We start from the raw sequence: 22120 nt of genomic DNA, 5'->3' as shown, positions 1-22120 counted from the left end.
GTCTGCTTATCTGGCGGTCGAACTATTCTTCCGCGCGATCGGTATGCCGGCCGCCTTGTTGAGGTGGCCGTGCTCGGGCTGCCCATAGATGAACGCGCCGTGGACGGGTTTGCCGTCGACCTCAGAGCCTGAGAACGCGACGGCCTCGATCTTCTTTGTTCCGGTCAGGCTCTGGTTTCGAAGATAGGCGAAGGTTCGCACCGCTTCTCCGACAATTCGATCGAGAAACGGTTTTGGCCGCCTCCCGGGCCGTCGCACGAGGCTTGGAAAGCGCTCTCGTCCCGAAACAAAATGGTGCTGTGCGCAAAGCGCCGGCATGATCTGATAGGTTCGGTTGAGCGAGCAGGTCATGAATCCTGGGTGAAAAAGAACGAAGTCGACCTCTCCTCTCAGATGCATGGTCCTGCGCAGCAATCTTTGCGCTGCCGATCTGGAGATTACATAGCCTGCGGCGCCCGCGTGCAGGCCATAAAGTCTGGCAAGCGAAAACCCATCATCGAGAGCGACTTCCTTGCGTCCGACCCTCACTTTGGCAAAATGCGTTTCCAGCTTGATCACATCGGCATCGCGCGGCACCCATCGATCGGAAGCAAGCAGCGAGCCGGCGCCCGCGCCGAAAACGACGTCGTCCTCGAAAACCGCGCCATATTGATCCGCGCCGTTCGCAACGATCTCCCAACACGAGCGGTGGCTCAGGAAACAGCAAACCTCAGCAGCGCTTAGCGGGCTTTTGGCGACAGAGCAGCAATCGGGGCAATCGATGGCGGAGACACGCTCAAATGGTACTCCGATCCGGCCGAACTCGGACGCGACATGCGCCAGCCGATCGCGAGAACGATCAAGATTGATCACCAGACACCTCATCAGCGCCCCCTTGTCCGGTGATCAGTGAATATCACGTTCCCGTGATTGCACAAAATTTGCTTACGTGCGGGGCAGTGGGTAGCGGCGTACGGTGCCGCCGGTTGGTTTTGGAGGTTGGGTGGACATTGACGGCGTCCCCCGCGTGGCGCGAGCCTTTACCGTGCGCGCCTAGACGAGTCGCCCTAGAAGCCGAAGAATTGCCGACCGATCACGTATCCGAGCGCGACGACCACAAGGGGAAACAGGGCGGGCGTCAGCCCACCAAGAGCGGAGGTCTTTGGCTGTTGCCTGGAGATGGTCCTGGGTGCATTGCCGAGATTCTTGGTCATCCGGTATAGTAGCAAGCGCTGATTAACGATTCCGTAACCCGATCGAGGCCGCCGCGGCTTTTCGCGTTTCTGGCGCGACCTTGACAATGCCCGGCCCGTGACGCAACTGGGCCGTCTTTGAGAGCATTGTGAGGCAAGGTCAATGCGGGTGACGCTCGTTTTGAAGGGCGTAATACCCTGCCGAGGTTACGGTGGGATTCAGCGTCAGGTCGAATGGCTGGCCACGGAGATGGTTCGTCTCGGACACGAAGTCGTGGTGATCGCTGGCCCTGGCTCCAGCCACCCGCTCTTCGAAGTCCGGCACGCTTCGACCGATGCCGAATGCCGGGCAGCCATTCCGCGGGACACGCAAATCGTCCACACCCATAGTTGGCCCGTCGAGGTGCCATTTCCAACGCTGAATACGCAGCGCGGCTTTATGCCGGACCAGCCCATGCCAGTTGCAAACTGGAGCTTTATCAGCGCCAATCATGCCCGCCAGCATGGGCGCGAGACATTCGTCTACAATGGCTTTCCGGTGGACGCCTATCGTTTGTCGGCTGCAAAGGGCGACCGCCTGCTATTTCTCGCCGGCATTGCACGATCAAGCAAAGGCCTCAACCGCGCCGTCGATCTCGCCAAAAAATTCGATTTCGGTCTCGATATCGCCGGTGGCTCGCGTTGGAAACTGCTGGGCCGAAGTCAGACCCGCCGCGAAGGGTTGTTTTTCAAGAGCCTTGGCAGGCGATACCGTTTCCACGGAATCGTTGACGGCGAGCCGAAGCTTCGCCTTCTCGGCGAAGCGCGAGCCTTCCTCAACCCCATCGCCTGGGAGGAGCCGTTCGGCAACGCACCGGTCGAAGCCATGTTGTGCGGCACTCCGGTGCTGACGACGACGCGAGGCGCATTGCCCGAGACGGTCGATGCCGACAGCGGGCGCTTCTTTGAGACCGATGAAGAATTTGCGGCCGCTTTCGAGGCCGTCGCCGACCTTACGCCTCAGCAATGCCGCGAATCGGCCGCGACGAGATTTCCCATCCAAAAAGCGGCGCGCGGCTATCTGGATCTCTATGCCCGCATCCTTGACGGCGAAGCGCTTCCTTGACGACCGGCGATCCAATCCTCTTCGTCGGCTTCCCCGCGGTCGGCGACTTCGTCCGTTGCCATTCCGCCATCCAGATCATTGCCGCGCGATTTCCTGATCGCCCCATAGATGTCGTCACCTCGCCCGTTGCAGCGCCGCTGGCGCGCCTGATGCCGCATGTCAGGAAGGGCTGGGCGCTTGCCAAGCGTCATCAGCGCCCCGGTTTTGGCGAGCGCAGCCGCCTGGTTGGCGAGTTGCGCAAGGAAAATTACCGTACGGCCTATCTGATGACCAGCAGCACCAAGGCGGCGCTGATGGCGTTCATGGCCGGAATAGAGGAGCGCATCGGCTATCCGCAGGAGTTGCAATTCGGCCTCCTCAATCGCTTCCCCGCCGGCTGGTTGGCCCATCTATGGGCCTTCGGACCCCGCAAGACGCGGCTGTTCGAGGAAGTCTGCTCGATTGCCTCGCTTGGCGAAAAGCCGGCTGCGGGCGCAGAGTGGCCGGCGCCCCGGCTTGTGGTCGATCCGGCCGAACTGGACGAATGGCGCCAGCACAAGAAGATCGATGCCGACCGACCGGCACTGGCGCTCTATACTGCCGACATTGAGAATTTCCGCTCATGGCCCGTCGAGCGCTTCATTTCGATCGCCAGAGACCATCATGATCGCGGCTGGGCAATCTGGATTGTAGGCGGACCGCGCGAGCACGCCGGTGCCGCAAAAATCCGCGCCGCCATTCCTGAGGCAATCGACTTCACCTCGACCCCGTCGATTGCTGACGCGATGTGCCAAATCGCTGCGTCGACCATGTTCCTCGGGGTTGATGGCGGGATTTCCCACGCCGCCGCTGCCCTGAACGTCCCATGCGCGCTCATCTACGGGCTGAATCGCCCCTATGTGCATGGGCCCGTAAACAACCATGTTCGCTTTATCGAACCGCCGCTTTCGACGCCCAGCTGGGTCAAGGACACGCGCGGCGTCAGCGAAACTCGGGTGAGGGAGGCTCTGGCTGACATCTCAGCCGGTATTGCCAACTGACCGGTGGCCTCGCCGGCCCCAAGCGTCTGATCAAACGCTCCGTGGGGGCAACCATAGCCCCATTTCGGGTTTACCCCTTGACACTACCCCTTGGCCCTGCGGTTTTCGGGCTCGTGATTGCCGACCCAGTGGGCACGGATGCGGTCGCTGGCTTCAAGGTAGGCCATGTCGATGAGGTAGGTCAGAAGCTTCTCGCCGTCGCCTTCGGCTTTCTGCCGAAGCTCCCGCAGTATCCCTTGCGCGAACTGCAGGTTCTCCATTTTGCTCGGCTGGTCCATCGGTGCCCCCCAATGTCTGCGCATGAACTTTGTGCTGACTATGCTTGCATGAAGATTGCCGTGAAGTGGATATTGCACGTGCGGACCGCGATCCTGCGAAGGCGCTGGCTGCATGAAAGCCGCCCCATCCGGATTCAAGATTCGCTACACTATGTGACGGAAAGAAAATAAACAAAGCGTTCTTTTGTACAAGACAGGAAGATTCCTTCAGTTCACACCGCGAGATACTTGGACAGCATAGTTGACGTAACGATATTGCGTGGTCTTAAGCTCTCGTTTCCAAACAAAACGTAGCATCGTTGCAACCACAAGACGAATTCCAGCTGACCGGAGACGCTCCGTAGTCAATCGCCGGTTACAAACGGCATGGGTCTCAGCCCAGGGCTTTGGCCAATCCATCGTTCCACGGCAGCGCAGGCCGGATGATCTACCGCCCGCCTTGGCTTGACGCCAAGGCGGGCTTTTTTGCGTTTGGCTTCTACCGGGTGAAATGTTGTCGGACCCGGTCCTGTCGGCATCGGGCGGTTTCGAGAATGAATTTCCTGCCTGCCGGCTGTCTGCGCCGCTCGCGCTAGGCCGACTTGCGTTGCGGCAAGCTAGACGGCGTCTCGACACCGTCAGAAATCGGTTCGGCTGTCCGGTTTGTCGGCTCGTCATCGACTCGGTCGTGCTCGAATTGCCGGGCGGCAGGCAAGCGTTGCAACCAGTGCTCACGGCGATTGACCCAGAGTTCATAGCTGGGCTCCAGCCCTTCGGTGGGCACCTCATCGAGGCTGCCAATCGTCACTTCCACCTCATTCTCACGAACCAAAGGGACCCGGCCGCCGCAGGTGGGACAAAAACTTCTGTCGCCGTAGCTGCTGACGATACCCGTCGTTTCGAACGCCTCGAGCGGCCACACTGCAAACGCCGAAAAAGCCGACCCGCTAGCCTTGCGGCAGTCCTTGCAATGGCAAAGGCCAATCCGAAAGGGATCTCCCGTCACCGAAAACTGGATGCCGCCGCACAGGCAGCTGCCGCTCCGCCTTGTATCATTGGGCATGACCGCTCCTCCATCTGGTTGGGCATCACACCGCTACATCTTGCAGCGCCATGCGCACAATCAATTCACCCGCAGCGCAAGGGTTCCATGTCGCCTCGCGCAATGCATCGTCTGAACGCGGCAGCGCCATGGCAACGACCGCCGCAAGGCTGCTGGATATGTCAGTTCGGGAAATCGAACACCGGTTCCCGGCACCAATAGACACGGCACTGGCCATCACGTGTCGGAACGGAGGCAGCGACCGGCACCTCCGGCCAGTCGCACTCGTTGCCGTATTGGCGGACATAGCGATCGTAAGTATTCCGGCCGGTCGTCAACACCGCCGAGTGATGGCTCTGGATCAGGCGCTGCGTCTCCTCGCAGGTCATCGAACGCGTGTCGGGTCGGGCGTAGGCCGTGCTTGTTGCTGCAAACAACGCCGTTCCAATGATCCATGCCATTGTTTGGGATATCATGGCGATCCTTATCCTAAAATACGGCCAGGTATTTCAACAGCGAAATGATGCCGATAATGATGACAACGATCTGCGCGATCTGCCTCGTGCGGCCATCGAGCGGCAGACGCTGGATGAGATAGAGCACCAGGATGATCACCAGGAAAGTGATCAGAATGCCGATAAGTACCGATGAAGCCATGTCCCTCACTCCGTCTGGCTACGTCTGAGAAGAGTACGCAGCGGCAAACGCTCTGGCCATAGATTGGTTCCTGTCGATGCGAAGCCGCCGGCGCAATGTAAAGGCTGCGAAACAGCGTTCCGCGGCCTTTGAAGCTGGATGCCGATCAGGTCTGTTTGCCGTAATGGTTGTCGTTTGCCATCGGCGACACGGTTTCCAGGCGACTTGTTGCTGGGTCAGGCTGGGCTAACGGGAGAACCGCCCCGGGCTGACGAGGTTCCGACAAAAACGGCCGCATCACGTTCTACAACGAGGCCGCTGCCGACATTTGGGGGCATCGTCCGGTCTTGGCCGAGACCTGTGGTGCGGCTCGTGGAAACTCCGTCACCTCGATGGTCGGCCGATGGCGCGTGCTGAGTGCCCGATGGCCGTTTCCATGGTTGAAGGACACGATATCACGTGGGACCAGGCCATTGCAGGCAGAGCGGCCGGACGGCGAACTTATTCCGTTTATAGCCCACCCACGACTGCTCCGCGACGGATCGGGCGAAATTGTCGGCGCCATCAACAGCTGCTTGATCTGCGCACGCAAACGCAAGCCGACGAAGCCCGCATCCGGTCATCATTTCGATGATCTATGAGACGAGCAAATCGGCGGGCAGTCCGGCGACATTCCTCGAACAGGTGCGATAGCGCATCTCGGCGCTTTCGCAATCACACGATCTCCTGGTCGACGCCGAATGGCGCGGCGCCAGCATCGGCGACCTGCTCAAGGCGCAACTCAAACCTTTCGCGGCGCAGGACCGTTTGTCGGTGGCCGGGCCTGTGATCACGCTTCGCCCGAATGCCGTGCAGTATCTCGGCATCGCTTTCCACGAACTGGCCACCAATTCCGCAAAGCATAGAGCACTTTCACGTCACGGCGGACGAGTCGAAATCGAATGGGATACGGCGCCGGCAACCGACGGCACCGATACCTTTAGCTTGATCTGGCGTGAATTGGGTGGGCCGAACCTGAGTGGGACGACGCGCCGCGGTTTTGGCTCCGTCGTGCTCAAGCGGGTTGCGCCACAAGCGCTTAGCGGCACCGGACAACTAAAATTTGGGGAACAAGGCGTCGTCTGGACGCTCAAGGCGCCGCTGCGCTCGGTCCAAATCTCTCTCGCGGATTTTTGTCGATTGAAAGAGCGGGTCGCGCCTTAGGACAATCCCAGCAGGGGACCGGTTTGGCCGCCTGTGGTGTCGGAATTGCCGATGCCAGGCAGTTCGTGCTTATCGTCGGCAAGCGAAGTCAATCTCCCCGCCTCGACGGAGGTCAGTCCGTCCAACTCCATCACCGCGCCGTAGAGTTGGGCCGTCTGCATCACAAGCCGCTCGACATCTTCAAGGGCGACGTTCTCGTCCAGGTTACGCAATCGTATGTCCTCGGCAACCACCGCAATATTGACCATTCCGCGCGAGCGCAGCGCGCCCAGGACCCGTGAATTGAGATCCTCCCGTAGCCGAGCCGAATATCCGTAGCGCATGGAAACCTTCCTTTCAGGAGCCGGTTGTCCCGTCGTGGTCAAGATGCGCCAACGACCTTCAGATGGCAAGAAGAATATAAAGTATTCTCAAGTAAATCAAGTAGTTAGCAGACTGCGCGGGTTGTGCTATCGGCGTGTCTTCCTCATTGTTGGTCTTGTATGTGAGTCGCCCATCAGCCTCTCTTGACGCGCTGCACGGGGACCCCTAGCTATACTGCAATTGAGACACATACTAACTCACCATATTTTTTGGTCTTGACGGTTGGAGGCGCGAATGGCCGAGCTGGAACGACCCGAGCGACTGCAGATCATGCTGACAGCCGAGGAATTGGCTGCCTTGGAAAACTGGCGCTTCGAAAAGCGCATGCCAAGCCGGTCCGCGGCGGTGCGGGAACTGCTGCGGCGCGGCCTGGATGCGGATGGATTCCTGACTGCGGGACAAGGAACTAAGTCTCAGGACTTTGGAATTCTGGGCAGCAGTGTGACTGGCGACGGCCAGTCGGGCGAGTAATTCGACGGCGGTTAGCCAACAATCGCTTTTCTGGAGTGCCGCTACCAATTTATTGCGGTGGCGGAAACGCAAAGCGGGTCGGCTCTCGGCAGGGTACTGGTCTCAGCAGGGTACTCTTGGCGTATGGTTGCAAAGCCCGCTCCGGTTCGCCGGAGCGGGCTTTTTGCGTTTTCCCGACAGGCAATAGTCGCGATCGCTTCAGACACGCTCAAGGTTCTCTTCGCACTCCATGCACGCGACGCTGTGACCGGGGCAACTGAGCCGGTGTGTTCCTCCGGGGCAGCAATGGCCGTTCGAGCTGGCCCACCGGGCACAGACAAACACCTTGCGGGTTCCGTGACATTGTGGACATTCCATCGGACGCGCCAGCAGAGCCTCGTTCTCCGAGACACGGCATTCCCTCTCAAGAACCTGGACCATCTGAAACCCCAAGGCCGAAACATGGCTAAGCTATCCATACCCGGAAAGCCTAAATTAGAATTTAATTACATACGCCACGAGAGCCTTCCGAGGGGAAGTTCGCGGATGGCAATCTCAGGCCACCGGCAGTCCGCCGCGCGTGTCTCATTCCCAATCTCGGCCGTCTCAAGATCAAGCTCCGGTTGCTCCCGGCATCGGTCAACCCGCGATTTTGCCCACCGATTTTCGCATTCGGATCGTTATAGGCTTTCGCTTTGCTGGAGCGGCGTTAAAGCTGCCCGGCAAATGCCCGAGCGGGAACAGTCCGTTTCTGCGTCGGTTCGTTTGGACAAGGATGTCAGCCAATGACATTGATGGGCGCAGCGGCACTTTTGATCCTTGTCCTGACTTATGCCGGCGTCGCAATCGGGCGTATTCCAGGCCTCCGTCTCGACCGGGCAGGGATCGCCTTGCTGGGGGGGGCGGCGATGATCGCCATCGGCGCACTCAGTATGGAAGATGCCTATCGCGCCATCAATTTCGACACCATTACGCTGCTGCTCGGCATGATGATCGTGGTGGCGCATCTGAAGGTGTCCGGCGCCTTCCGGGCGCTTGGCGCCTACGCTATCGAGCATGCGCACGCGCCTTTCGTGCTGCTGGTGATGGTGACGCTGTTGACCGGCGTGTTGTCGGCGTTCCTGGTCAACGACGCCATCTGCCTGGTCATGGCGCCGATCGTCGTCCACGTCACCCGTGTCATCAATCGCAATCCCATTCCCTATCTGATCGCCACCGCCACCGCGTCCAACTGCGGCAGCGTCGCCACCATCACCGGCAACCCGCAGAACATGGTCATCGGCGCGCTGTCGGGAATTTCCTATCCAGCCTTTTCGGCCGCCCTGGCGCCGGTTGCCCTCTTCGGCCTCGTCGCGGTCGTCGTCATCGTGCGCATCGTCTACCGCGCCGAATTCGCCCGCACCGCCGATCTCAACCCGGAAGTCTATCGCGGCCGCATGCTGCCGGGACAGGTGCTGAAGGCGGTGGTTGTCTGCATTGGCCTGGCCATCGCCTTCTTCGCCGGCGTTCCGGTTGCCAAGGCAGCGCTCATCGGCGGCGCCATCCTGCTGCTCACCCGCGCCATCAAGCCGGCACGCATTTACCGCGAGATCGACGGCCCGCTGCTGTTCATGTTCGCCGGCCTGTTCATCGTTGTCGCCGGCGCCGAAAAGACGCTGCTGACGCCCGACATCATCGCCTCGGCCAAGAACCTCGGGCTGGACGACGTCTGGCGTCTATCGGGCTTCACCGCGGTGCTCTCCAACATCATGAGCAATGTTCCGGCCGTGCTGGCGCTGCGGCCATTCATACCCGGCCTTGAAAACCCCGGGCGTGCCTGGCTGGTGGTGGCGATGAGCTCGACGCTGGCGGGCAACTTCACCTTGCTCGGCTCAGTCGCCAACCTGATCGTCGCCGAACAGGCGCGGGCGGCCGGCACGCAGCTGTCCTTCTCAGCCTTCTTCAAGGTCGGCCTGCCACTGACGCTGCTGACCCTTGCCGTCGGGACGGCATGGCTGGCGGCTGGATTCTAGAGCAATTCCAGGAAAAAGTGTGAAGCGGTTCTCCGTCCGGAATTGCGTCAAAGAAATAGCGTGTTTCGCCGTCTTCATTAAACGGTGAACGCTCTAGCGGATAGTCGCCGATCCTGACCTTGCCCGAACCAGCGTTGCAGCGGCATGTCCGGCCGCCTCGACATAGTCGGGGTTGCGGTGGATCAGCATGATCGAGAACGCGCCGTCCATCAAAAGCACGATTTCGCGCGCCAGGGTCTGCGGCTCGTCGACGCCGTGGCCTGTGAGTTCGCCGGCCAGCCAGGTCTCGAAATTCTGCTTATGCCGCGCCCCCGCTTTAACGGCCGGGTGTCCGGGCATGGAAGCGAGTTCGGCTGCCGTGCGCAGAAAGCCGCAGCCTCTCCATTTCGGGTGCTTCGCCACGCGCGCCAGATTGGTGAAAATCGCCTCGACCTTGCGCTCGACATCGCCTTCGGCCGTCTCGAACCAGCCGGCCATCTGCTTGAGGTTCGGCTGGTCGCGACCGTCGAGATAGGCCGCGATCAAATCGTCCTTGCTCTTGAAATGATAGTAGAGCGTGCGCTTGGTCAGCCCGGCTTTTTCCGCCACTGCATCGACGCTGACGCGGCCGATCCCCTCGGCATAGAACAGCTTCGTTGCGGCATCGACAATGCGTTTGCGGGTAGGGCTTGGTGCTTCGCTCATACGCAAGTATACCGACTAGTGAATATACATACAACCGAAAGCCTGATCCTCTCCGTCGACAAACACAGGGAAGGAAAAGACATGACCGAGCTTGTGCTCACCGAGGCCCGCAACGGGATCGCCATCCTCACACTTAATCGGCCGGAAAAGCTCAACGCCTTGAACTATGCGCTGATTGATCGCCTGCTTGCGCTCCTCGATGCCGCCGAGACCGACGATGCCATCCGCGCCGTCATCCTCACTGGAGCAGGAGAGCGCGCCTTCTCCGCCGGCGGCGACATCCATGAATTCTCAGGCAGCGTGGACATCGGCGTCGACGTTGCCCTGCGCGACTTCGTCATGCGCGGACAGCGCCTGACCGCAAGGCTGGAGGCGTTCCGCAAGCCCGTCATCGCCGCCGTCAACGGCATCGCCTTCGGCGGCGGCTGCGAGATCACCGAAGCCGTGCCGCTCGCTATCGCCAGCGACCGCGCCTTGTTCGCCAAGCCTGAGATCAACCTTGCAATGCCGCCTGCTTTCGGCGGCACGCAGCGGCTTCCGAGGCTGGCAGGGCGCAAGCGGGCGCTCGAGCTGCTGTTGACCGGCGATTGGTTCCCGCCGCCGCGCGCCCTCGAACTCGGCCTCGTCAATCAGGTGGTGCCGCATGAGGAGCTGATGCCCGCCGCAATTGATCTCGCCCGTCGCATGACCAGGCATTCTCCTGCAGCAATTGCCTCGATCCTCACAGCAGTGGCGCGCGGCCTGAACCAGAGCATCGCGGATGGCTTGGCTGTCGAGGCCGAGCAGTTCGCCCGCATGGCTCCGACCGCTGATCTGCGCGAAGGGCTGGATGCCTGGATCGCACGCCGCCAGCCGGGCTGTCACGGCTCGTGGACGCACATCACCCGGCCGGATGAAGCCAGGCGAGCCTCAACGCAGCAGGACGGGCTTGCGGACCGCGATCAAGGCGCCGTCACGGCCAGATGACCTTTCATGTTGGGGTGGAAGCGGCAGAAATAGTCGACCGCTTCCGCCTTCTGCAGGGTCAGGCTCGCTGTTGACTTCGGCGGGATCATCACTTCCCAGCCGCCCTTGACGGTAGCCGTGTGGGCGAACACGTCATTGTTCACCCACTTGATCGTGTCGCCGACCTTCGCCTCGACGGTTGCCGGCGAAAAGACAAGCTTGTCGATGGTGACCTGGATGGTTTCGGCCTGCACGGGTGAGGTCCCGAAGACCAGCGCCAGTGCAATCCACAGCAGCCGTTTCGACATGGCCTGGTCCTTACTTCAGCATACCTGCAACATGCTCGGCGTGCTGTTCATGGCCCTGGAAAATCTTCAGGCCGGTCTCCAGCAGGCTCTTCAACTCGGTATTACTGGCCGATGGGATCAAAAGGGTTTCAAGCGCGCCGTCGACCTGTTTGTGGTAGGCGATCTCGTTGTCGACATAGGCTTTGTCAAAGGCTGCGCCGTCGAGTTTGGCGAGCTTCGCCCGCTCCTCGGCCGCAGCCTTGGTCAGCGCCTGGCTGGTTGCGTTGTCTTCCGGCGTCACCTTCAGCTTCTTTACCAGTTCCAGTGCCTGCGCGTTGACCGCTTCGTGGTCACGCACCATGTCGTTGGCGAAATCCAGGACCTCCTTGGTCTTCGATTTCTTGATCGCCTGCTTGGCGGCTTCCACATCGATGACGCCTGCCGTGTAGGCGATGTGGGCGATCTGCGGGTCCGTCGGCTTGTCGGCGGCTTGTGCGAGCGGGGCAGCGCCAAGCAGCAGCAAGGCAGCGAGGGCGGCGGTGTGTCGGGTAAGCATGGCATCTCCTTCGCCCGGACGCGGGATCGCGCCGGGCCATGTTTTTCAGTTGACGGTCATTGGATGCGCAGCGGCGGCAAACGTTCCCGGGGAAATCGGCCAAATCAGCCGATGATCAGCTCTCCAGGCCGAGCCGCTGCATGACGGCGCTGGTCAGCCTGTCGCAGCGCCGGCCGGCAAACGGGAAGGCGTCGAGCAGCACCGGCCCGATCTGGTCGTCGAGTGCCTTGCGTACCAGGGCGCGGGCGCGGTGTAGCCTTGTCTTGACGGTTTCCGGCCGCACGCCAAGCAGCTCGGCGGTCTCCTCGATACTGAGCCCCTCGATAACCCGCGCCACGAACACCGTCCGATAAACATCGGGTAGGCTGTCGGTCGCCCGTTCCACCAACTCGAGGATCTGCCGCTGCGCCATCGTCCGCTCCGGATCGTCGCTGGGATTGAGGGGGAACTGGATGATTTCGGCTTGCGGGTTTTTCGCCACCGTCCGCCGCCTTTTGCGCAGACGGCCGAGCGCCTCGTTGATGACGATGCGCGACAGCCAGGTGGCCAATGAGGACTCCCCGCGAAAGGCATCGAGATGGGCAAAGGCTCTGACATAGGCCTCCTGGACGATGTCCTCGGCTTCAGCATCGTTGCGCACCACCCCGCGAGCGATGCGATAGAGCCGCTGATTATGGGTCTTCATGATGATGCGGAAGGCGTTGCCTTCGCGTGCCAGCGCGCGGCGCACGAGAAGCATCTCGCTTGAGGCAGCAGTGGGCATTGGTAGAGACATAGCAGGCATGGCCAGTTCCTCGATCCAATCCCCGTTCGAAACCTCGATCAAGACATTGGATGACATCGCCGGCAAAAGGTTCCCGGCCATTTTCGCCCGGCTCCGACGGCGCCTAGAATACTGCTTCCGCCAGCGGCTTGTCAGCAGCCTGCGCTCGTGCCGTTGCCGCAAGCAGATCGGTCTGCGTGATCAGGCCAAGGATGCGGCTGTCCCCGTCCACGATGATGACTGCATGGGTGCGGCCGTCGGTGAGCACCGGTAGCAGGGCCATGGCGGGCGTACCGGCGGCGGCGGTCGACGCTGTCGACGTAACGCTTCCGACGGCTTCGTCGGCTCGCGCCAATTCCCTCAATCCAACGGTGCCGACCAGCCTGGCGTCCTTGTCTACAACCGGCAGCGTGCGGATATTGTGGTCGAGCAGCAGATGACGCGCCCGATCGGCGGACGCGTGTTCATCGACCGAAATCACGTCGCACGACATGATGTCCTCGCACAACATGGTTCGGTGTGCGCGCATCGTCGCTTGCAGTTCGACCTGTCGCAGCAGTTGTTCGAGATCGTTGCGGTCGATGTCGAAGGTCTCGTCGAGCGCAGCCAGCGCGGCATCGATGTCCTCGGCCCGGAAGCCGATGCGCTCCTGAGCCGGCGGATCGCTGGTTCCGTGCGTGCTTTTCGGGGCAGGGGCCGGCACATGCGGGTAGCTGCGTCGCGACAGCCTGTGGAAAGCATAGCCGAGCGCGACCAGCATCATGGAGTTCAGCGCCACCGGCACGAACGGAAACAGGAAGCCGGCACCGATCACGGCCGGCCCGCCGAGCACGGCGGTCAGTGCGGCGGCTCCGCCCGGCGGATGCAGGCAGCGCGAGAACGACATGGCGGCGATCGCCATCGCCACGGCAATGCCCGTGGCGAGAACGGGCTGATGGACGAAATGGGCCACGATCACGCCGACCAGCGCCGATATTGTATTGCCGCCGATGATCGACCATGGCTGCGCCAGCGGGCTTGCAGGCACCGCGAACAGCAGCACCGCCGACGCCCCCATCGGCGCCACCAGCAGCGGCACATGCGGGCCATTGCCAAGCACCAGCGCGCCGATCGCGCCGGTCAGCGCAATGCCGATCATCGCCCCGATGCAGGCGATGAGGCGCTCGCGCAGCGTCGCGCCGGCGAGAATGGGGACAAAGAGACGAAAGGCCATGGCAAGCTCAGTCCGACTGGAATTGTGGGCGCAGCGCCTGCAATGGCGTTGGGCCGACGATTTTGAAAGTCAAACCGATCCGAAAAAGCGCGCGTTGGGGAAATAACATTGCGCTTGGTCTACCCATGAGCGGCTTTGCGACGTCGATCGTCCTACGAAAGTCGCTCGCCAATCCTTTCAACGGGTTAAGCGGGCTAGCGGAATCAGCTTCGCAAGTTTGCTGGTGTCATGCCGCAGCGGCCGCTTCCAGCCCGCGCAGGATATCGGCCTTGAGGTCCTCGACATCCTCAAGCCCGATCTGCAGCCGGATCAGCGGGCCGTCATAGGGGCCCTTGGCGACGGTACGGTCGCCGAGGAAGACCGGCACGGCAAGGCTCTCATAGCCGCCCCAGGAATAGCCGAGACCGAAGATTTTCAACGCATTGAGGAAGGCATGCTGCTGTCTCTGGCCGCCGCCTTTGAGCACGATGGAAAAGATGCCGCTCGAGCCGGAAAAATCACGCTTCCACACCGCGTGGTCGGGGTGGCTGGGGAGCGCCGGGTGCAGCACGCGGGCCACGCCGGGCTGGCCTTCAAGCCAGACGGCAATGGCAAGCGCGCTCTTTTGATGGTGATCCAGCCGAACGCCCATCGTGCGCAGGCCGCGCAGGACTTGGTAGACGTCGTCGGGGCCGGCGCAGCAGCCCATCGTGTAGAACGTCTCGCAAAGCTGCTTCCAGCAGTTGGCATTGGCAGACACTGTGCCCAGCAGCACATCCGAATGCCCGGCCGGATATTTCGTCGCCGCATGGATCGAGATAGCGACGCCGTGGTCGAGCGGACGGAAATAGAGCGGCGTTGCCCAGGTGTTGTCCATCATGACGATGGCGCCCGTTTCATGCGCCGCCTTGGCGATCGCCGGAACGTCCTGCACCTCGAAGGTGTTGGAGGCCGGTGATTCCGTAAACACGACTTTGGTGTTCGGCTTGATCAAGCTGGCGATGCCTGCGCCGGCATGCGGATCGTAATACTCGACCTCGACACCCAGCCGCTTCAGCATCGTGTCGGCGAAATTGCGGGTCGGATGGTAGACGGAATCGACAATCAGGATGTGATCGCCTGCCGAGAGAAACGCCAGCAACGGGACGGTCACCGCCGCCAGGCCCGACGGCACGATTATGGTGCCGGCGGAGCCTTCCAGCGCGTCGATCGCATGCGCCAACGCATCGGTGGTCGGCGTGCCGCGTGTGCCATAGGTGTATTTCTGGCTGCGCGCCGCCATCGCCGACGCATTGGGATAGAGCACGGTCGAGGCATGCACGATCGGCGGATTGACGAAGCCGAAATAGTCGTGCGGATTGTTGCCCGAATGGGCAAGCCGCGTGTTGATACCCATTTCGTTGCCGTCAGTCGCCATTGCTCTTCGCCTCGTGGTGAAAGCGCTAGCCATAGAGCGGCGGCATTGGCCGTGCAACAGCGGGCGCCCGCCAGGCGGTGCCCTTTGCATAGGCCAATTCCCCCATGAATAGTCTGGAATGCGTGGCGATCCAGAGCCGCGGATTTCATGAGTGGATGTGGATTAGCGTCGACGGACTTTGCCGGTTTTATTTGCGGGGCTTGCTGCTTTCCTGATGCTGTTGTCCGCAATTCAGGCATTTGCGGCAATTGGTTTTCAAAGCTGTCGTGAAACGGTCATTTCCCTTGACCTCACAGAGATAATCGCCTTCGATGCAGTTCGTGAATGGGAGGGGCCGGGCGTCGGTTACGACGCGAGGTTCCGGAATGAGCCGGATGGGAGCCGGGTTCACGCGGGAAAAGATCAGGATTTGCCTGAGGATCAGGGTTTACCTGAAAACAGAAAAGGGTCTGTGGGTTATGAAACATATTGCAATTGGCATTCTCGGTGCCGCTGCGCTTGGATGGATGGCTTCGGCCGCGTCGGCGACAACGCTCGATACCGTCAAGGCGAAGGGCTTCATCCAGTGCGGTGTCTCGACGGGCCTGGCCGGCTTCTCGGCGCCTGACGACAAAGGCGATTGGAAAGGCATCGACGCGGATTTCTGCCGCGCTGTCGCTGGTGCAGTCTTCGGCGATGCCTCCAAGGTCAAGTTCACGCCGCTCAGCGCCAAGGAGCGCTTCACCGCGTTGCAGTCGGGCGAGATCGATCTCCTGTCGCGCAACACCACATGGACCATCAATCGCGATACCGCGCTTGGCCTGAACTTCATCGGCGTCACCTATTATGACGGCCAGGGTTTCATGATCAACGCCAAGAAACTGCCTGGCGTCAATTCGGCGCTGCAGCTTTCAGGTGCGGCAGTCTGCGTGCAGAGCGGCACCACCACCGAGCTCAACCTCGCCGATTACTTCAAGGCGAACAAGATGGAGTACAACCCGGTCGTCTTCGAAAAGCTGGAAGAGGTCAACGCTGCCTATGACGCCGGCCGCTGCGACGTCTACACCACCGACCAATCCGGCCTCTATGGCATCCGCCTGACGCTGAGTGCGCCGGCCGACCATGTCGTGCTGCCCGAGATCATCTCCAAAGAGCCGCTCGGCCCCGCCGTACGCCAGGGGGACGACCAGTGGTACCACATCGTCAAGTGGACCTACTTCGCCCTGTTGCAGGCAGAGGAACTGGGCATCACCCAGGCCAATGTCGAAGAGATGAAGACCTCGGATAATCCGGAGATCAAGCGCGTGCTCGGTCAGGAAGCCGAAACCAAGATCGGAACCGACCTTGGCGTGAGCAATGACTGGGTCGTCAACATCGTCAAGGCAGTCGGCAATTACGGTGAGATGTTCGAGCGCAATGTCGGCACCGGCAGCCCGCTGAAGATCGCGCGCGGCATCAATGCGCTGTGGACCAAGGGCGGCCTGCAATACGCACCGCCGATCCGCTGATCGAAATGTGATCCGGAAGGCAGATCATCTGCCTTCCGGTTTCTCTTTCCAGGGGATGAGCAATGGCATCGCAGGAAGTTCTTCGCGAGGAGCCGAGCCGCGGTTCCTTCATCAACGATCCGAAAGTCCGCGGGTTTTTCTTCCAGGCGGTGGTTGTCATCTTGCTGGTGGCGGGCGTCTGGTGGATCGTCCACAACGTCATCGTCAACCTGCAGCGCCTGCATATTACTTCCGGTTTTGGCTTCCTGAACAACCGAGCAGGCTTTGACATTCCAGTCAGGCCCATCGCTTATGATTCCGATTCGACCTATGGCCAGGCCATTGTCGTCGGGCTTATCAACACCATTATCGTCGCCGTTGCCGGCATTATCACCGCGACCATCATTGGCTTCATTGTCGGCGTCGGCCGGTTATCGCGCAACTGGCTGGTTCGCAAGATTTGCACGGTCTATGTCGAGGTGTTCCGCAACATTCCGCCCCTGCTGGTGATCTTCTTCTGGTATTCAGGCGTGCTCGCGGTACTGCCGGCGCCTCGCGACAGTTTCAATTTGCCGTTCGGCTCTTTCCTCAACCAACGCGGTTTCTATTTTCCGCGCGCTATCTGGGGCGACGGCTCCTGGCTGATGTTTGTCGCCTTGCTTGTCGGCATCGCCATGGCTTTTTTTGTCGCGCGCACGGCACGCCAGCGGCAAATGGCAACCGGCCAGCAGTTTCCCGTATTCTGGACTTCGGCGGCGCTGATCGTCGGCCTTCCGCTCCTGGCCTATGCGCTGAGCGGCTTTCCTTTGAGCTTCGACTTTCCAAAACAATCGACCTTCAACCTGACCGGAGGCTTTCAGATCGGGCCGGAGTTCCTGTCTCTCTATTTGGCGCTGTCCTGTTACACGGCCTCCTTCATCGCCGAGATCGTGCGCGCCGGCATTCTCGGCGTCAGCAAGGGTCAGACCGAAGCGGCTGGCGCCCTGGGGCTGCGGCCGGGATCTATCCTGCGGCTTGTCGTCGTTCCCCAAGCCATGCGGATCGTCATCCCGCCGCTGACCAGCCAGTATCTCAACCTGACAAAGAACTCGTCGCTGGCCATTGCCATCGGTTACCCCGACCTGACGGCGATCGCCGGCACAGTGCTGAATCAGACCGGTCAAGCGGTCGAGGGTGTGCTGATCATGATGGTCGTCTATCTCATCATCAGCCTGGTGACGTCGGCGGTGATGAATGTGGTCAACGCCAGGATGGCGCTGGTGGAGAGGTAAGACCATGCAGGAACATGATACCTCCTGGGTGCGGACCGAAATGGCACTCGCTCAACAAGCCCCGGCCGGCGTGCGGGGGCCTTTGGCCTGGGTTCGCAAGAACCTGATCGGTTCGGTGGGCGACGTCATCCTGACTGTAGTGGCTATTGCGCTGGTGGTGATGATCGTGCCGCCCGTCGTCAACTGGGCCTTCATCAACGCCCAGTGGACGGGGCCGGACCGGACTGTATGCGCCACGGTGGCGCAAGGCGGCATCCAGCCGGACGGCTGGTCAGGCGCCTGCTGGGCCTTCGTCAACGCGAAGTTCGGCCAGTTGATGCTTGGCCGCTATCCCCTGGAAGAGCGCTGGCGGCCGATCCTGGTCGCCGTCCTGTTCGTGGCGCTGCTGGTCCCGTTGCTGATGCCACGCGTGCCGCGCAAGGGGTTGAACGCCATTCTTCTATTCCTGGCACTGCCGATCATCGCGTTCGTGCTGCTGGTCGGCGGCATCTTCGGCCTGCCGCATGTGGAGACCCAGCTATGGGGCGGGCTGCTGGTGACGCTGAGCCTGTCCTTTGTCGGCATTGCCGTGTCGCTGCCGATGGGCATCGTGCTGGCGCTCGGCCGGCGCTCCAAGATGCCGATCGTCAAGACACTGTGCGTGGTCTTCATCGAGTTCGTTCGCGGCATCCCGCTGATCACCGTTTTGTTCTTTGCCAGCGTCATGCTGCCGCTGTTTCTGCCCGCCGGGGTTTCGTTCGACAAATATCTCAGGGCGCTGATCGGCGTCTCGCTGTTTGCCGCCGCCTATATGGCCGAAGTGGTGCGCGGCGGCCTGCAGGCGATCCCCAAGGGCCAGTATGAGGGTGCGGATTCGCTTGGCCTGGGCTACTGGCAGAAGATGGTGCTGATCGTGCTGCCGCAGGCACTGAAGCTGGTCATCCCCGGCATCGTCAATACCTTCATCGGTATGTTCAAGGACACAAGCCTCGTCATCATCATCTCGATGTTTGATCTGCTTGGCGTCGTCAAGCAGAACTTCTCGGACGCCAATTGGGCGACGCCACAGACCGCGAGATCCGGTCTCATCTTTGCAGCCTTCGTCTTCTGGCTGTTCTGCTTCGGCATGTCGCGCTATTCGATGTACACGGAACGCCGGCTCGACACCGGCCACAAACGTTGATGCATGTCGCCCAAAAGTGTTTAGCGGTTTTGGGACAACGACATGCATCATAGACAGAAAAAAAAGGGGAACCTGCCATGGTCATAGAAAACGCCGTCAGCGCCGAAGAGATCAAGGTCGATGCCAAGAAGATGCACATTTCGACCACCGATGTCGCCATCGACATCATCGGCATGCACAAATGGTATGGCGAGTTCCATGTGCTGAAGGACATCAACCTCAAGGTGATGCGCGGCGAGCGCATTGTCATCTGCGGTCCTTCGGGCTCGGGCAAATCGACCATGATCCGCTGCATCAACCGGCTGGAAGAGCACCAGAAGGGCAAGATCATCGTCGACGGCAAGGAACTCACCAACGATCTCAAGAAGATCGACGAGGTGCGCCGCGAGGTCGGCATGGTGTTCCAGCACTTCAACCTGTTCCCGCATCTGACCATCCTGGAGAACTGCACGCTGGCGCCGATCTGGGTGCGCAAGACGCCGAAGAAGCAGGCCGAGGAAATCGCGATGCACTTCCTCAAGCGCGTCAAGATCCCCGAACAGGCCAACAAATATCCGGGCCAGCTGTCGGGCGGCCAGCAGCAGCGCGTGGCGATCGCGCGTTCCCTGTGCATGAACCCGCGCATCATGCTGTTCGATGAGCCGACCTCGGCGCTCGATCCAGAAATGATCAAGGAAGTGCTGGAGACGATGGTGGGCCTGGCCGAGGAAGGCATGACCATGCTGTGCGTCACCCACGAAATGGGCTTTGCCCGCAAAGTCGCCAACCGGGTGATCTTCATGGATCAGGGCCAGATCGTCGAACAGAACACGCCGGCCGAGTTCTTCGACCATCCGCGCCACGAGCGCACCAAGCTGTTTCTGTCGCAGATCCTGCACTGAGCATTTTCATGCGAAGCAAAAGAGCCCGGCTGCAATGCGGCCGGGCTCTTTTGCTATCTGGGGTCGATCTTCTCCATTGAAACACAAAGCCGCCGCCGCATGAGAAAAGCCCTGCGTTTCGTGGCCATGCTGATTATCGTGGTCGCGCTCGCTGCCACGCTCGGCACGCTGGTGCCGCGTCCGCTGTGGCCGGCGTCAGCGGCGGGTGAGGGCACGCGCCATATTCTGGTGCTGGAGAATCCGATCCACACCGACATCGCCATTCCCGTCGATGACGAGGTGCGCCGGCGCTTCCATTTCCTGGTCGCTGCCGGCATCCCTGTCGACGCCCCGGAAGTGCGCTACATCGTCTTTGGCTGGGGCGGCCGGGCCTTCTATCTGGAGACGCCGAGCTGGTCGCAGCTGAAGACAGTGCCCGTCCTCAAGGCGCTGACACTGGACGCCTCGGTCATGCATGTCGATATCGCCGGGGCCATCGCCGAGCCGCACCCTGCTGTCACCGGTTTCGACATCGATGAGGAACGTTTTGCAGCGCTGCTCGACTATATCGACGCGAGTTTCCAGCAAGGGCCGCATGGTCCGGTCGTCATCGAGAACGCCGCCTATTCCAGCTTCGACCGCTTCTTCGAGGCGAACGGCCATTTCAACGCGCTTGTCGGCTGTAACACCTGGACAGCCGCCGGCCTGCGCAACGCCGGCCTGCGCACCGGCTGGTGGAACCCGCTGCCGGCCTCGCTGGGCTTGTCGATGCGGTTTTATAACTAGCAGTCCTTCATCGCACCGCGACAGTGTTGGATCTTTTGAAGTCAGCGGGACAGCACCTCCCTCTGGCTTGCCGGCCATCGCCCCCGCAAGGGGGGAGATCAGCCGTTTTGCCCGCGGCGCTCCTGCTGCAACGCCGGCGATTTTGGCGAAGGCGACGGCGACATCCAATCTCCCCCCTTGCGGGGGAGATGTCCGGCAGGACAGAGGGGGGTGGGAAGGATCGCTAAGTCGACGATCTAGACTGCCGAGCGTCCGCTCGCCATCCATAGAGCCAGTCGAGGTCGGCGGCGAGCTTGTCGGGCGAGCGCATGGCCAGGAACAGATTGCGGGCGATCGCCACCGGGCCGGCAGCATGCCAGGCGAGGCGGTTTACGGCCCCACGACGCGCGGCCTTGGCGACACGCGGCCGCCGAAGATTTTCCCAGATTTGAAAACTTCTGGGCAGATCGCCAGGGAAATCGGCGATAGCGTCGGCAAGCGTGATGGCATCCTCGATCGCCATCGCGGCACCTTGCGCCGCAAACGGCGTCATCGCGTGCGCGGCGTCGCCGATCAGCGCGATGCCCTGCGGGCTTGTCCACCGCTGTTGTTCGACGGTGTGGATCGGAAAGGCCGTCCATGGGCCGGCCAGTGCCACGAGCTTCGTCAGGCCCGGCGCGGTGCCGCGCAGGGCAGCCGTGAGGATCGCGGGATCGGCATGGCCCGACCAACCTTCGGCCATGCGCTCACCCTTGGTGAAGGCCGCGAGATTGAAGGCCCGGCCTTTGCTGACGGGATAGGCGACCATGTGGAAGCCTGGATGCAGGAACGTGGTGAGGCAGTCGGCGGCGCCGATCGCGGCAAAGGCTTCTCCGGCCGCACCGTCGGCTGCGATTGTAGCCCGCCAGGCGAGTTCGCCCGAAAAACGGCTTTTGACGAAGTCCTCGCCTGCGAGTTGCGCCCTGACTGCCGACCAGACGCCGTCGGCGCCGACCAGCAGTTTGCCGCGTGCCTCGATCTCGCGGCCGTCCACTTCGGCGGTCACGGCGACATATTGCGCGTCTTTGACGATGCCGGTCACGCGGGCGCCGGTGATGAGCTCAATCTGCGGCCGTTCAGCCATTTGCGCCAACAGCGCTGCCTGCACATCTGCGCGATGGGCGACAAGATAAGGCGACTGCCAGCGCGCTTCGGCGGCGTGCCCGAGCGGTACCCGCGCCAGTTCGCGCAGCGTCCCGGCGTCCTTGAGCACGACCGCTTCCGGCCGCAACGCTGCCGGCAACAGCCGGTCGAGCACGCCGAGTTGTCGAAGAATGCGTGTTGCGTTGGGCGAAAGCTGGATGCCGGCGCCAGCCGCTTCTAGGTGCTGTGCCTGTTCGATAAGCTTTACCGGATAACCCCCTCCGGCGAAGGCAAGGGCGGCGGTCAGCCCGGCGATGCCGGCCCCGGCGATTATGACCTGCCGGGACCTTATGTCTTCCATCGGGCTTGTC

Annotated in this window: 24 protein-coding genes and 1 pseudogene; 12 read left to right on the top strand and 13 right to left on the bottom strand. The window is 61.4% G+C overall.

What is annotated here, in order from left to right; translation table 11 throughout:
* Nucleotides 1-6: 6 nt before the first annotated feature.
* Nucleotides 7-852: a glycosyltransferase family 25 protein gene (locus NKI06_RS20685; protein ID WP_352986902.1), complete on the bottom strand. Its 846-nt coding sequence runs from the start codon at nt 850-852 to the stop codon at nt 7-9.
* Between the two features lie 483 nt (nt 853-1335).
* Between NKI06_RS20685 and NKI06_RS20680 the strand changes: the two genes are divergently transcribed.
* Together NKI06_RS20680 and waaF are read left to right on the top strand one after the other, a co-directional pair.
* Nucleotides 1336-2277, top strand: coding sequence for a glycosyltransferase (locus NKI06_RS20680; RefSeq protein ID WP_023808296.1), 942 nt, complete (start codon nt 1336-1338; stop codon nt 2275-2277).
* A complete protein-coding gene (gene waaF / locus NKI06_RS20675) occupies nt 2274-3296 on the top strand; it encodes a lipopolysaccharide heptosyltransferase II (RefSeq protein WP_023727870.1) in 1023 nt (340 codons plus the stop codon). Before NKI06_RS20680 ends, waaF begins: the two co-directional genes overlap by 4 nt.
* Nucleotides 3297-3379: 83 nt before the next feature.
* Here the strand turns inward: waaF and NKI06_RS20670 are convergent, their stop codons facing one another.
* The 4 genes from NKI06_RS20670 to NKI06_RS20655 all read right to left on the bottom strand — a co-directional run bounded on the left by NKI06_RS20670 (nt 3380) and on the right by NKI06_RS20655 (nt 5252).
* Nucleotides 3380-3574: a hypothetical protein gene (locus tag NKI06_RS20670; RefSeq protein WP_023705682.1), complete on the bottom strand. Its 195-nt coding sequence runs from the start codon at nt 3572-3574 to the stop codon at nt 3380-3382.
* Nucleotides 3575-4145: 571 nt separating this feature from the next.
* The gene (locus tag NKI06_RS20665) at nt 4146-4616 is read right to left on the bottom strand and encodes a GFA family protein (protein WP_023705683.1); all 471 of its coding nucleotides are present in this window, start codon (nt 4614-4616) and stop codon (nt 4146-4148) included.
* 161 nt (nt 4617-4777) lie between these two features.
* A complete protein-coding gene (locus tag NKI06_RS20660) occupies nt 4778-5071 on the bottom strand; it encodes a hypothetical protein (RefSeq protein WP_050587713.1) in 294 nt (97 codons plus the stop codon).
* 13 nt (nt 5072-5084) lie between these two features.
* Nucleotides 5085-5252: a Thivi_2564 family membrane protein gene (locus NKI06_RS20655; protein ID WP_023671469.1), complete on the bottom strand. Its 168-nt coding sequence runs from the start codon at nt 5250-5252 to the stop codon at nt 5085-5087.
* 675 nt (nt 5253-5927) lie between these two features.
* Between NKI06_RS20655 and NKI06_RS20650 the strand changes: the two are divergent.
* Nucleotides 5928-5996 (top strand): annotated as a pseudogene (locus NKI06_RS20650) (hypothetical protein); the annotation flags it as partial.
* A gap of 60 nt (nt 5997-6056) precedes the next feature.
* Complete coding sequence (locus NKI06_RS20645) at nt 6057-6434, top strand: sensor histidine kinase family protein (RefSeq protein ID WP_245261169.1); 378 nt, start codon at nt 6057-6059, stop codon at nt 6432-6434.
* Here NKI06_RS20645 and NKI06_RS20640 read toward each other — a convergent pair.
* Nucleotides 6431-6757: a hypothetical protein gene (locus tag NKI06_RS20640; protein ID WP_352655879.1), complete on the bottom strand. Its 327-nt coding sequence runs from the start codon at nt 6755-6757 to the stop codon at nt 6431-6433. The genes NKI06_RS20645 and NKI06_RS20640 overlap by 4 nt on opposite strands.
* Nucleotides 6758-7031: 274 nt before the next feature.
* On the opposite strand from NKI06_RS20640, the gene NKI06_RS20635 reads away from it, so the two are divergent.
* Both NKI06_RS20635 and NKI06_RS20630 read left to right on the top strand, forming a co-directional pair.
* Nucleotides 7032-7268 carry a hypothetical protein gene (locus NKI06_RS20635; protein WP_023671471.1) on the top strand — a complete coding sequence of 79 codons (237 nt, stop codon included), beginning with the start codon at nt 7032-7034 and terminating at the stop codon, nt 7266-7268.
* Between the two features lie 764 nt (nt 7269-8032).
* Complete coding sequence (locus tag NKI06_RS20630) at nt 8033-9259, top strand: anion transporter (RefSeq protein ID WP_023709703.1); 1227 nt, start codon at nt 8033-8035, stop codon at nt 9257-9259.
* Nucleotides 9260-9352: 93 nt separating this feature from the next.
* On the opposite strand, the gene NKI06_RS20625 is transcribed toward NKI06_RS20630, so the two are convergent.
* Entirely contained in the window at nt 9353-9943 is a 591-nt protein-coding gene (locus NKI06_RS20625; RefSeq protein WP_027049699.1) for a TetR/AcrR family transcriptional regulator, read from the bottom strand.
* A gap of 81 nt (nt 9944-10024) precedes the next feature.
* Here NKI06_RS20625 and NKI06_RS20620 point away from each other — a divergent pair, with 81 nt between their 5' ends.
* On the top strand, nt 10025-10909 hold the full coding sequence (locus tag NKI06_RS20620; RefSeq protein WP_352652122.1) for a crotonase/enoyl-CoA hydratase family protein: 885 nt from the start codon (nt 10025-10027) through the stop codon (nt 10907-10909).
* Here the strand turns inward: NKI06_RS20620 and NKI06_RS20615 are convergent.
* From NKI06_RS20615 to NKI06_RS20595, 5 genes are all read right to left on the bottom strand, one after another.
* Nucleotides 10885-11196 (bottom strand): cupredoxin domain-containing protein, encoded by a 312-nt coding sequence (locus NKI06_RS20615; protein WP_023814796.1) that lies wholly within the window; start codon nt 11194-11196, stop codon nt 10885-10887. The genes NKI06_RS20620 and NKI06_RS20615 overlap by 25 nt on opposite strands.
* A gap of 10 nt (nt 11197-11206) precedes the next feature.
* A complete protein-coding gene (locus NKI06_RS20610; protein WP_352986899.1) occupies nt 11207-11731 on the bottom strand; it encodes a DUF4142 domain-containing protein in 525 nt (174 codons plus the stop codon).
* A gap of 115 nt (nt 11732-11846) precedes the next feature.
* Complete coding sequence (locus tag NKI06_RS20605) at nt 11847-12515, bottom strand: RNA polymerase sigma factor (RefSeq protein ID WP_023705692.1); 669 nt, start codon at nt 12513-12515, stop codon at nt 11847-11849.
* 103 nt (nt 12516-12618) lie between these two features.
* Nucleotides 12619-13707, bottom strand: a complete 1089-nt coding sequence (locus tag NKI06_RS20600; RefSeq protein ID WP_023808295.1) for an HPP family protein — start codon at nt 13705-13707, stop codon at nt 12619-12621.
* 226 nt (nt 13708-13933) lie between these two features.
* Entirely contained in the window at nt 13934-15103 is a 1170-nt protein-coding gene (locus tag NKI06_RS20595; protein ID WP_352986897.1) for a cystathionine beta-lyase, read from the bottom strand.
* A 458-nt stretch (nt 15104-15561) separates the two neighbouring features.
* Between NKI06_RS20595 and NKI06_RS20590 the strand changes: the two genes are divergently transcribed.
* From NKI06_RS20590 to NKI06_RS20570, 5 genes are all read left to right on the top strand, one after another.
* Nucleotides 15562-16590 carry an amino acid ABC transporter substrate-binding protein gene (locus tag NKI06_RS20590; RefSeq protein WP_023671480.1) on the top strand — a complete coding sequence of 343 codons (1029 nt, stop codon included), beginning with the start codon at nt 15562-15564 and terminating at the stop codon, nt 16588-16590.
* A gap of 62 nt (nt 16591-16652) precedes the next feature.
* Nucleotides 16653-17840 (top strand): amino acid ABC transporter permease, encoded by a 1188-nt coding sequence (locus tag NKI06_RS20585; protein ID WP_023671481.1) that lies wholly within the window; start codon nt 16653-16655, stop codon nt 17838-17840.
* A 4-nt stretch (nt 17841-17844) separates the two neighbouring features.
* On the top strand, nt 17845-19002 hold the full coding sequence (locus NKI06_RS20580; protein WP_023700666.1) for an amino acid ABC transporter permease: 1158 nt from the start codon (nt 17845-17847) through the stop codon (nt 19000-19002).
* Between the two features lie 77 nt (nt 19003-19079).
* Nucleotides 19080-19883 carry an amino acid ABC transporter ATP-binding protein gene (locus tag NKI06_RS20575; protein WP_023671483.1) on the top strand — a complete coding sequence of 268 codons (804 nt, stop codon included), beginning with the start codon at nt 19080-19082 and terminating at the stop codon, nt 19881-19883.
* A 99-nt stretch (nt 19884-19982) separates the two neighbouring features.
* Nucleotides 19983-20648, top strand: coding sequence for a TIGR02117 family protein (locus NKI06_RS20570; RefSeq protein WP_352986895.1), 666 nt, complete (start codon nt 19983-19985; stop codon nt 20646-20648).
* Nucleotides 20649-20871: 223 nt separating this feature from the next.
* Here the strand turns inward: NKI06_RS20570 and NKI06_RS20565 are convergent, their stop codons facing one another.
* Nucleotides 20872-22110 carry an FAD-dependent monooxygenase gene (locus tag NKI06_RS20565; protein ID WP_352986894.1) on the bottom strand — a complete coding sequence of 413 codons (1239 nt, stop codon included), beginning with the start codon at nt 22108-22110 and terminating at the stop codon, nt 20872-20874.
* Nucleotides 22111-22120 lie beyond the last annotated feature (10 nt).

Source organism: Mesorhizobium sp. M0772, from assembly GCF_040320135.1.
In the GTDB taxonomy this organism is placed as follows: domain Bacteria; phylum Pseudomonadota; class Alphaproteobacteria; order Rhizobiales; family Rhizobiaceae; genus Mesorhizobium.
The sequence above is the reverse complement of the archived record's forward strand: the minus strand, read 5'-3'. Positions and strand labels throughout refer to the sequence as shown.

Coding starts and splice junctions, on each gene's coding strand:
- NKI06_RS20600 (WP_023808295.1), bottom strand. CDS start 13,707: ATGGCCTTTCGTCTCTTTGTCCCCATTCTCGCCGGCGCGACGCTGCGC.
- NKI06_RS20590 (WP_023671480.1), top strand. CDS start 15,562: ATGAAACATATTGCAATTGGCATTCTCGGTGCCGCTGCGCTTGGATGG.
- NKI06_RS20605 (WP_023705692.1), bottom strand. CDS start 12,515: ATGCCTGCTATGTCTCTACCAATGCCCACTGCTGCCTCAAGCGAGATG.
- NKI06_RS20670 (WP_023705682.1), bottom strand. CDS start 3,574: ATGGACCAGCCGAGCAAAATGGAGAACCTGCAGTTCGCGCAAGGGATA.
- NKI06_RS20635 (WP_023671471.1), top strand. CDS start 7,032: ATGGCCGAGCTGGAACGACCCGAGCGACTGCAGATCATGCTGACAGCC.
- NKI06_RS20660 (WP_050587713.1), bottom strand. CDS start 5,071: ATGATATCCCAAACAATGGCATGGATCATTGGAACGGCGTTGTTTGCA.
- NKI06_RS20665 (WP_023705683.1), bottom strand. CDS start 4,616: ATGCCCAATGATACAAGGCGGAGCGGCAGCTGCCTGTGCGGCGGCATC.
- NKI06_RS20565 (WP_352986894.1), bottom strand. CDS start 22,110: ATGGAAGACATAAGGTCCCGGCAGGTCATAATCGCCGGGGCCGGCATC.
- NKI06_RS20580 (WP_023700666.1), top strand. CDS start 17,845: ATGCAGGAACATGATACCTCCTGGGTGCGGACCGAAATGGCACTCGCT.
- NKI06_RS20585 (WP_023671481.1), top strand. CDS start 16,653: ATGGCATCGCAGGAAGTTCTTCGCGAGGAGCCGAGCCGCGGTTCCTTC.
- NKI06_RS20630 (WP_023709703.1), top strand. CDS start 8,033: ATGACATTGATGGGCGCAGCGGCACTTTTGATCCTTGTCCTGACTTAT.
- NKI06_RS20575 (WP_023671483.1), top strand. CDS start 19,080: ATGGTCATAGAAAACGCCGTCAGCGCCGAAGAGATCAAGGTCGATGCC.
- NKI06_RS20680 (WP_023808296.1), top strand. CDS start 1,336: ATGCGGGTGACGCTCGTTTTGAAGGGCGTAATACCCTGCCGAGGTTAC.
- NKI06_RS20620 (WP_352652122.1), top strand. CDS start 10,025: ATGACCGAGCTTGTGCTCACCGAGGCCCGCAACGGGATCGCCATCCTC.
- NKI06_RS20625 (WP_027049699.1), bottom strand. CDS start 9,943: ATGAGCGAAGCACCAAGCCCTACCCGCAAACGCATTGTCGATGCCGCA.
- NKI06_RS20615 (WP_023814796.1), bottom strand. CDS start 11,196: ATGTCGAAACGGCTGCTGTGGATTGCACTGGCGCTGGTCTTCGGGACC.
- NKI06_RS20570 (WP_352986895.1), top strand. CDS start 19,983: ATGAGAAAAGCCCTGCGTTTCGTGGCCATGCTGATTATCGTGGTCGCG.
- NKI06_RS20595 (WP_352986897.1), bottom strand. CDS start 15,103: ATGGCGACTGACGGCAACGAAATGGGTATCAACACGCGGCTTGCCCAT.
- NKI06_RS20655 (WP_023671469.1), bottom strand. CDS start 5,252: ATGGCTTCATCGGTACTTATCGGCATTCTGATCACTTTCCTGGTGATC.
- NKI06_RS20640 (WP_352655879.1), bottom strand. CDS start 6,757: ATGCGCTACGGATATTCGGCTCGGCTACGGGAGGATCTCAATTCACGG.
- NKI06_RS20610 (WP_352986899.1), bottom strand. CDS start 11,731: ATGCTTACCCGACACACCGCCGCCCTCGCTGCCTTGCTGCTGCTTGGC.